This is a genomic window from Arthrobacter sp. (assembly GCF_031179985.1).
Taxonomy (GTDB): Bacteria; Actinomycetota; Actinomycetes; order Actinomycetales; family Micrococcaceae; genus Arthrobacter.
Map to the genome: position 1 here is coordinate 1 of NZ_JAPSHJ010000043.1, position 7,273 is coordinate 7,273.

Sequence of the window (7,273 nt, forward strand, 5' to 3'; positions counted from 1 at the left end):
GCGTTCAAGGCCAGCGGTTACCAGAAGAAAATCAACGAGGACCGCGTCGGCGGCCAGCAAGCCGGATGGGGCGCGTGAAAACGATACAAACCGATAGCGGCGCCGGCCAACCTTGGCGGCTTGGTTGAAGCGGGAGTGGTGGGGCCGTGGTCAGGACATTGAGTCATGACCACGGCCCTTCCGCTCCTCCTAGGCTTTGGTGAGGGCCAGTTGCGGGTACAGAGCCTCGATGGGGGCGCTGAGTCCGGCCTTGAGCTGCACGGATGTCTCGTCCGCGAGAACCTCGTATTCGCCTGCTTCGACTGCATCCAGGACGGTGCTCACCAGATCGGCCGGATCCGTCTTGGGATCGGTGCTGTGCGCCGCCATAGCGGTGTCCACCCATCCGACGTGGACGCCCACGACGTGGACCCCTTCGGGGGCGAGTTCCAGGCGCAGAGAGTTGGTGGCCGACCAAAGGGCTGCCTTGGTGGCGCTGTAAATGCCACCGACGGCGTACCAGCTCATTGCAGAGTGGATGTCGATAATGACGGATTCGTTACTCGCTGAGAGGATCGGTGCGAAGGCCCGGGCGAGGAACAGCGGGCCGAGGAAGTTCGTCTCCACGTTGTTCCGGATTTCCTCATCCGTGTGCGTGAGGATCCCGAAGCTGGCCACGGACGCACCGGCATTGTTGATCAACACCGTGATGTCGCCCGCTGCCTCGACAGCTGCCTGAATGGAAGCGGGATTGGTGACGTCCAGGGTGAGCGGGACAATCCGCTCGTCGTCCCAGGTTCGGGGGGTACGGGCGGTGGCGTAGACCTTGCTCGCGCCGCGGGCGAGGGCATCGTGGACGAAATGGGTTCCGATGCCGCCGTTTGCTCCGGTGACCAGGACGACTGCTCCATTGAGTGAAGGCATATCACGAACTTTCTGGTTATGAGTTGTCTCCGCAGCGACCGCTGCGGAGATTGAGTCTGCCACCGTTGGTCGGTTTTTCCGGGCGGAACGAATAATCATTCCCTCCCCGCCGTGATGACTCTACTCATAACCGAGTGCAATCAGTTTAAATTCCCGTGGGGTTCAACTGATCGGTTTTATTCTGCCGACGGCCGCTTCCGCTGCTGTTTGGTCGCGGCCCGCTGTTCCTTTGCGGCCAGGCGACGGCGGTTCGATGCCCGCGTGGGTTTGGTTGCCCGGCGGGGAGCAGCCTCGGGAGCAAGAGCCTCTGCCACGAGGTCGGAAAGCTTGGCCAGTGCGATTTCGCGATTGCGCAATTGGGAGCGCCGCTCAGAAGCTGTCACTGTGATCACACCGTCGATGAGGCGTCGCTCGAGCCGCGTGAGCAGCATCAGCCGTTGAGAATCCGAAAGAGCTGCAGAGTTTGCGACATTCCACGAAAGCTCAACGCGGCTGTCTGAAGTGTTGACGTGTTGGCCGCCCGGACCCGACGAACGGGAGAACCGCCAGTTGAGCTCCGAGGTGGGAATCGTGAGCGCGGGCAACACCTCAAGATCCATGCAACCAGCGTCGCACAACATGGGCGCAATGGAAGCACCCGCATCGGAGTGCTAGCCGGGTGTTCCGGCAGCAGGGCCAGTGGACCGCCGTGAAATGAGCTCTGAAGCCCCGGCAGATGGGTGGTGCCATTGATCTGCCCAAGAAGTTCGTGGACTGCTGCGCGCCCTTGCGTGGCGAAGTCGACACGGATCGTGGTGAGGGGCCGGCCAGGTCATCGCCACGGGAAACAACACCAATGATGCCAACATCGGCAATGCGAACGTCCCGGACGTGGTCCTGGAAAACTCCGGCGCAGCGCAGAACCCCGATACTCAGTACTGGCACGTAGTGACCAAGGCAGATGGCAACGAGACGCTGCTGAACAAATCGGGCGGGCGTGAAGCCGCCGTCTGGACTGGAAGCGCCACGGTCGGGCAACGGATCGGCCAATGGGTCGACAACAGCGCCCCGGGCCTGTGGAACCTCATGGATAACGGCAATGGTTACGTCCGCTTCCAAGTAATAAAGAACACCAATGTGTACCTGACAGGATCTGCCGCCACAGGGTCTGCCGCTGGCTCGCCGCTAACGTTGCAGAATGCTGCCACGGACGGTTCGCAGGACTGGCAGCTTGTGGCAGAGCCTCAGCCCCAGGCGAAGACCCTCCTGGGGGCGCAATCGGGCAAATGCCTGGACCTCTTCGGCTCCGATACCCGGGACGGCGCAGTGGTTGATATCTACACCTGCGATGGCGGCATGAACCAGAACTGGACTCTCGACTCCTCCGGGCAGTTGGTCAATGCCCACTCCGGCAAGTGCCTGGACGTCAAAGCCCAGTCAACCTCCAACGGTGCCGTCGTGCAGCAATGGTCCTGCACAGGAGGCGGCAACCAGAAGTGGACGTACAACCAGGTCACCCGGCAGCTCCTCGGGCAGCAATCGGGCAAATGCCTGGATGTAAATCAGGGGAGTACCGCAAACGGCTCCCGGGTGGTGATCTGGAGCTGCAGCAGCCAGACCAACCAGCAGTGGACGATGCGTTAGGACAAATCGTAAAACACATCCGGTTGGTGCGGGTTCTTCCCTGAAGACCCGCACCAACTTTGCGCGTGTGCTAGACGATTGCAGCCTTCAACTCCTTGGCGGCGAGAGCCGGATCTGCTGCGCCGTAGATGGATCCACCGGCGACGGCTACGTCAGCACCAGCCCGCTGCACAGCCTCTATGGTGCTGAGGTTCACGCCACCGGCCACAGAGAAGGGAACACAGGCCTCTTCCCCTGCACTGAGCAGTCCATTGAGGTCAAAGCCCGGCTGTGCCTGCTCGTCCAGGCCCGCATGGAACTCCACAAATTTGGCACCCAGGGCGCGGGCCTCTTTGGCTCGCGTGACCTTGTCCGGCACACCGATGAGGTCCACCACAATGCCCTTGTTGTGTGCCTTGGCAGCCTTGACTGCGCCGGCGATGGTCGAGTCGTCTGCGCTGCCAAGAACAGACACCAGATCAGCGCCCGCTTTGAAGGCAATGTCCGCTTCCAGCTCGCCGGCGTCCATGGTCTTCATATCGGCGAAGACGGTTTTGTCCGGGTGGGCAGCCTTGACTGCGGTAACGGCAGCGAGGCCTGCTGCCTTGATCAAGGGTGTGCCGAGCTCGATGATGTCTACGTATTCGGCAACTTTGCCGGCCAGTTCGAGGGCGTCTTCGACTGTGAGAAGGTCCACAGCAACTTGGAGTTTCATGATGATGTTTTCTTTCTGTTTGGAATTACGGTGATGCAGAGACTGGCTGGAGAAGAGGTGAACGTAATGACCGGGGCTACTCGAGGTTGGCGTGCCGGAGCCAGAGCTGTTCCGCCGGCACGTCAGCGTTCCCCCAGAGTGTCTGGAAGACGGCTTCGGTTGCGAGGAAAAGCACTTGCTCGAACAGGCTGCCGGAGTATTGACGGGAAACCCCGGATCTGTGATCGGTCTTTTGTTGGGCCGGAATGATGACCAGATCGTCACTGAGCAGGGCCAGCGGCGATCCCTGGTTGGTGGTGAAGACGGCAACCCTGGCCCCAGCGGTGGCTGCTGTTTCTGCCGCCTTGACTACCCCTGACGTGGTACCGGAGCCGGACGCTACCAGGAGCAAGTCGCCGGAGCTGATGGCAGGGGTGGTGGTATCCCCGGCAACATGGACAGTCAGGCCCAGATGCATCAACCGCATGGCCGCCATTCTCAGTACGAGTCCGCTCCTGCCTGCCCCCGCGACGAACACCCGCTCCGCCTGGCCTATGTGCAGCGCGAGTCCGGCCAGTTGCCTGTCATCTATTTGCGCGGCGGTGTCCGCAATCTCATTCCGGACGAGGGACAGGTTAAAGGCAATAGTGCTGACAGTTTCTGCCACTGTGATTGCACCAGCCGTGTTTGGGTTCACGTTATTGGGTTTCCTTGTTTCGTCATCGGCGGTATTGGGCTCGATGCGCTGCTTTCGTCTGCTTTCATCCTGCCCATGATGGGGGATAGGCGTAACGATGATTTGTGATGGTGCTGGCTATACTTTCGGATAGCCAGCGGTTTCCGGATAGTGTGTTGGGATGAGCACATCCGGGCAGTCACTCGTATCAGCGCCGCCACCTTTCCCCTTCGACGGGATGTGGTCCGTTCTGCGCGCGGTAATGGCTGTGGCACAAGCTCCCCTCACAACCATCGCCGAGCGGTTGTTCGACGGTTTGTTGCCATATTCAGGCGGCAGCTCGCTGGTCATCTTCACCGAAGACTGCACGGGGCGTCCGCAGAAGAAGGCTGGGGAGAAAGGGATAATCTCCCGGATTTCCATCCCCGAACTTCAGAATTTGCGCGCATCCCTGGCGGACGATCATCCTTGGTACGGGGATGCTGAGATAGCGGCGCAGCACCGGCCGGTTCTCGCCATGAAACATGCGCCCAGCAACGCCCTGCTCGTCATCACCTATCCCTGCCGTTCCAAGGACGAGGGTGAGGCCGACGCGTGTTTGGAGCTGGTTCAGTACTTATGGCAGCTGGCCGCGCAACGGATTCAGGAGAAGGTCAGGGAGGCTCCGCCGTCGTACTTACTGGAATCCCGGGCGGCATCCGCCGAGCGCATACGCGTAACGGGGGAACTGGTCGACCAGCACTCCACCACCCTGGAGACACTCCTCGCGGCGCTGCGGTCAACTTCAATGGACGATGCCGTGGCGCGCACAACGGTCACGTCGCTGACGGCCAAGGCGCTGGTCGGGCTGCGCACGCTCAGCGACCGTACGGCTGACCTCGTCGAGGAGCCGGTCGCAAGAGCCTTTGAGCGGCTGCGGGAGGATCTTAGGCCACTGACCCGGTTCAGCGGCATCAACGTCGAGTTCATCGAGCCGCCTCTGGGCGGGAGGGCCCTGCCCGGCGAGATTGCGCATGCGGCGAGGGCGATTGTCAGGGGATTGCTGCTTGCAATGATGGAACAGCCTGAGGTCCGGCGGGTGCGGGCGCAGTGGGACTGCGACGGTGAAAATCTCTTAATAAACGTGCGCGACGACGGACTGGGGGCCATCTCTGCGGAGGACCCCGGAATTGGCCGGCTCGACCGGCGGGTCCAGGCACTGTCCGGTCGCATGCAGATCGATGTCATGGCTGGCTGGGGCGCGGACGTCAGCGTCACCCTGCCGCTGGATCCACCGTCAAAGCCGGCAGGTGATGTGGCGGCTTGGAATCTCGCCGCCCGCGAACTGGAAGTCCTTCAGCATCTGGCTGCCGGAAAACGCAACCGCACCATCGCCTCGGCTCTGAACATCAGCGAGAACACGGTGAAGTTCCACGTGCGGAACCTTTTCAAAAAGCTCGACGTCGGCTCCCGCACCGAGGCCATCGCGCTGGCCCACAGCCACGGCCTGCGCTGACCGGGGTCATCAAGGGCTCCGTGATGTCCCACCTATCCGTTTGGGTAGATGATGACCAGCAGATGCTGACTGGAGGGCCTGGCCCGTCACATCAGAGTGAGCCGGTCGGCGATCCCGGCTTTGGTGAAGGCCTCGATGAGTTCCTCACGTCCTCCACGGAAATGTGCCCAGCCTTCGAAGTGGGCAGGGATGACCCGACGCGCACCGAGCAGCGTTGCGGCTTGGGCTGCCAGGGCGTTGTCCATGGTGACGAGCGCGCCATCAAGCACTGGTTTATGCCGCACGCCGCCAATAAACAGCACAGCAATATCAATCGGCCCAACCCGCGCAGCGATCTGTTCAACGAGGGGCAAGGAAGCGTTGTCACCACTGACGTACACACTGGGGTGCCCGGGAGCGGTGAGCAGGAAACCGATGACGTCGCCGGCAACATCCTCGCTCCCTTCGGGGCCGTGCAGGGCGGGCATCGCGGTGACGGTGACAAGCGTCCCATCCGGCGCCTGAAGTGTGGTCTTTTGCCAAAACTCAAGGCCCTGCGCGGAGCCGCCGAGCCTCCGCGAACCGCTGACTGTCGTTAGGGTTACCGGCACGTGAGCCAGGAATTCCCGCCCTGATCGGTCGAGGTTATCGTCATGCTCGTCATGGGACAGAAGGACTGCGTCAACCTTGCCAAGAGTCTCCGGGCTGGCCGGAGAGCGCTCGGTCTTCACCAGGGAGAACCCTGGGATTGGAGTTGGGTACTCGCCCGGTTCGTCAAAGGTCGGATCGGTCAGCAGGCGCAGGCCCGCGTAGTCGATGACCACTGTAGGGCCACTGAGCACTCGGATCGGGACGTCCGGTTCGGCGGTGTGTGTCGTTGTCATGCGATGCTCCTAGCGGGGTAAAATCATTCCACGGAAAGTATTCCTTGGAACTGAAATGCGTCGCCACCCCTTGCCGTCAGGCAAGGGTGGCCGACTTGGGTGGATGGATAGGTGTGAGATGCCCGATCTGAAGGGGCTGTACCACGATCTCGTGCGGTTTGAGACCGAGTTGTGGGCGGTGGTCGACGCCCGGTTGCGCGGTGAGTGTGATCTCCAATTGACCTGGTTCGAAATAATGCAGCGGCTGGGGCAGGCTCCAGGTAAGAGAATCCAGGACCTGGCGGGCGATTTCGCCATCAGCGTGGGTGGCACCAGCAAGGTAGTGGATCGCATCGAGGCCGCGGGATACTGCAGGCGTATTCCCAATCCAAATGACCGCCGCTCGGCGCTGTTGGAACTTACTGAGGAAGGCAGAATCAAGCTTTCACAGGCCCTGCCGGTATTTGAGGATGAACTGGATCGGCGGTTCCGCTCAGTCCTGGGCGCGGCGGAACTCGAACGCATGGAACTGAGCCTTCGGCTCCTGCGCGCCAGCGCCTTTTCGGAGACCGGGCGGGCGGCCTAGCTTCGCTTAGGCCGTCAGGGCGGGCATTGAGAAGATACCGAAATGGTGCCCGGTATTGTCCTGCAGTCGTGCGAAGCTGACGCCGGCGGCATCCGTAACCGGTTCCATGAGCACCTCGCCTCCGAGCGCCTTGGCTCGCTCAATGGTCTCGGGAATGCTTGCCACGAGCACGTAGAACACAGCGTAATCGGGGAAGCGGCCAGCGTGATCGAAAATTCCACCGACCGGGCCCCGCGCTCCCGGGGTTATAGCTGCATGGTAATCAACCCCCTCCAAGTCGGAGTTCAGTTTGAACTTCCAGTCAAAGAGTTCTCCAAAGAACTTCCTGACCTCCTCAGGCCTGTCGCTGCCAACCTCGAACCACGCCACCGAATTCACTGCGGGACCATTCATAGCTCTCTCCTGACTGCCCCGAGAGGGGCTTGATCGACTTTCCCGTCCTGACCGGCGGGCCCAATCAGAAGGTCCACCACCG

General features: G+C 61.5%; 9 protein-coding genes. 3 read left to right on the forward strand and 6 right to left on the reverse strand.

All coding sequences use genetic code 11. From position 1 onward, the window contains the following. Positions 1-189: 189 nt before the first annotated feature. Both RIN13_RS16125 and arfB read right to left on the reverse strand, forming a co-directional pair. Complete coding sequence (locus tag RIN13_RS16125) at positions 190-903, reverse strand: SDR family oxidoreductase (RefSeq protein WP_309108347.1); 714 nt, start codon at positions 901-903, stop codon at positions 190-192. Positions 904-1,079: 176 nt separating this feature from the next. Continuing rightward, a complete protein-coding gene (arfB, locus tag RIN13_RS16130) occupies positions 1,080-1,502 on the reverse strand; it encodes an alternative ribosome rescue aminoacyl-tRNA hydrolase ArfB (RefSeq protein ID WP_309108348.1) in 423 nt (140 codons plus the stop codon). 271 nt (positions 1,503-1,773) lie between these two features. On the opposite strand from arfB, the gene RIN13_RS16135 reads away from it, so the two are divergent. Further along, positions 1,774-2,526, forward strand: a complete 753-nt coding sequence (locus RIN13_RS16135) for an RICIN domain-containing protein (RefSeq protein ID WP_309108349.1) — start codon at positions 1,774-1,776, stop codon at positions 2,524-2,526. A gap of 70 nt (positions 2,527-2,596) precedes the next feature. Here RIN13_RS16135 and hxlA read toward each other — a convergent pair whose 3' ends face one another. Together hxlA and hxlB are read right to left on the reverse strand one after the other, a co-directional pair. Further along, on the reverse strand, positions 2,597-3,220 hold the full coding sequence (hxlA, locus tag RIN13_RS16140; RefSeq protein WP_309108350.1) for a 3-hexulose-6-phosphate synthase: 624 nt from the start codon (positions 3,218-3,220) through the stop codon (positions 2,597-2,599). A 76-nt stretch (positions 3,221-3,296) separates the two neighbouring features. Further along, positions 3,297-3,896, reverse strand: coding sequence for a 6-phospho-3-hexuloisomerase (hxlB, locus tag RIN13_RS16145; RefSeq protein ID WP_309108351.1), 600 nt, complete (start codon positions 3,894-3,896; stop codon positions 3,297-3,299). Between the two features lie 160 nt (positions 3,897-4,056). Here hxlB and RIN13_RS16150 point away from each other — a divergent pair, with 160 nt between their 5' ends. Next, positions 4,057-5,370 (forward strand): LuxR C-terminal-related transcriptional regulator, encoded by a 1,314-nt coding sequence (locus RIN13_RS16150; RefSeq protein WP_309108352.1) that lies wholly within the window; start codon positions 4,057-4,059, stop codon positions 5,368-5,370. Between the two features lie 86 nt (positions 5,371-5,456). On the opposite strand, the gene RIN13_RS16155 is transcribed toward RIN13_RS16150, so the two are convergent. Beyond that, positions 5,457-6,233, reverse strand: a complete 777-nt coding sequence (locus RIN13_RS16155) for an MBL fold metallo-hydrolase (RefSeq protein ID WP_309108353.1) — start codon at positions 6,231-6,233, stop codon at positions 5,457-5,459. A gap of 118 nt (positions 6,234-6,351) precedes the next feature. Here RIN13_RS16155 and RIN13_RS16160 point away from each other — a divergent pair, with 118 nt between their 5' ends. Further along, positions 6,352-6,798, forward strand: a complete 447-nt coding sequence (locus RIN13_RS16160; protein ID WP_309108354.1) for a MarR family transcriptional regulator — start codon at positions 6,352-6,354, stop codon at positions 6,796-6,798. Between the two features lie 6 nt (positions 6,799-6,804). Here RIN13_RS16160 and RIN13_RS16165 read toward each other — a convergent pair whose 3' ends face one another. Next, positions 6,805-7,191 carry a VOC family protein gene (locus tag RIN13_RS16165; protein ID WP_309108355.1) on the reverse strand — a complete coding sequence of 129 codons (387 nt, stop codon included), beginning with the start codon at positions 7,189-7,191 and terminating at the stop codon, positions 6,805-6,807. Between the last annotated feature and the right edge of the window lie 82 nt (positions 7,192-7,273).

Coding starts and splice junctions, on each gene's coding strand:
- RIN13_RS16125 (WP_309108347.1), bottom strand. CDS start 903: ATGCCTTCACTCAATGGAGCAGTCGTCCTGGTCACCGGAGCAAACGGC.
- arfB (WP_309108348.1), bottom strand. CDS start 1,502: ATGGATCTTGAGGTGTTGCCCGCGCTCACGATTCCCACCTCGGAGCTC.
- hxlA (WP_309108350.1), bottom strand. CDS start 3,220: ATGAAACTCCAAGTTGCTGTGGACCTTCTCACAGTCGAAGACGCCCTC.
- RIN13_RS16150 (WP_309108352.1), top strand. CDS start 4,057: ATGAGCACATCCGGGCAGTCACTCGTATCAGCGCCGCCACCTTTCCCC.
- RIN13_RS16155 (WP_309108353.1), bottom strand. CDS start 6,233: ATGACAACGACACACACCGCCGAACCGGACGTCCCGATCCGAGTGCTC.
- RIN13_RS16160 (WP_309108354.1), top strand. CDS start 6,352: ATGCCCGATCTGAAGGGGCTGTACCACGATCTCGTGCGGTTTGAGACC.
- RIN13_RS16165 (WP_309108355.1), bottom strand. CDS start 7,191: ATGAATGGTCCCGCAGTGAATTCGGTGGCGTGGTTCGAGGTTGGCAGC.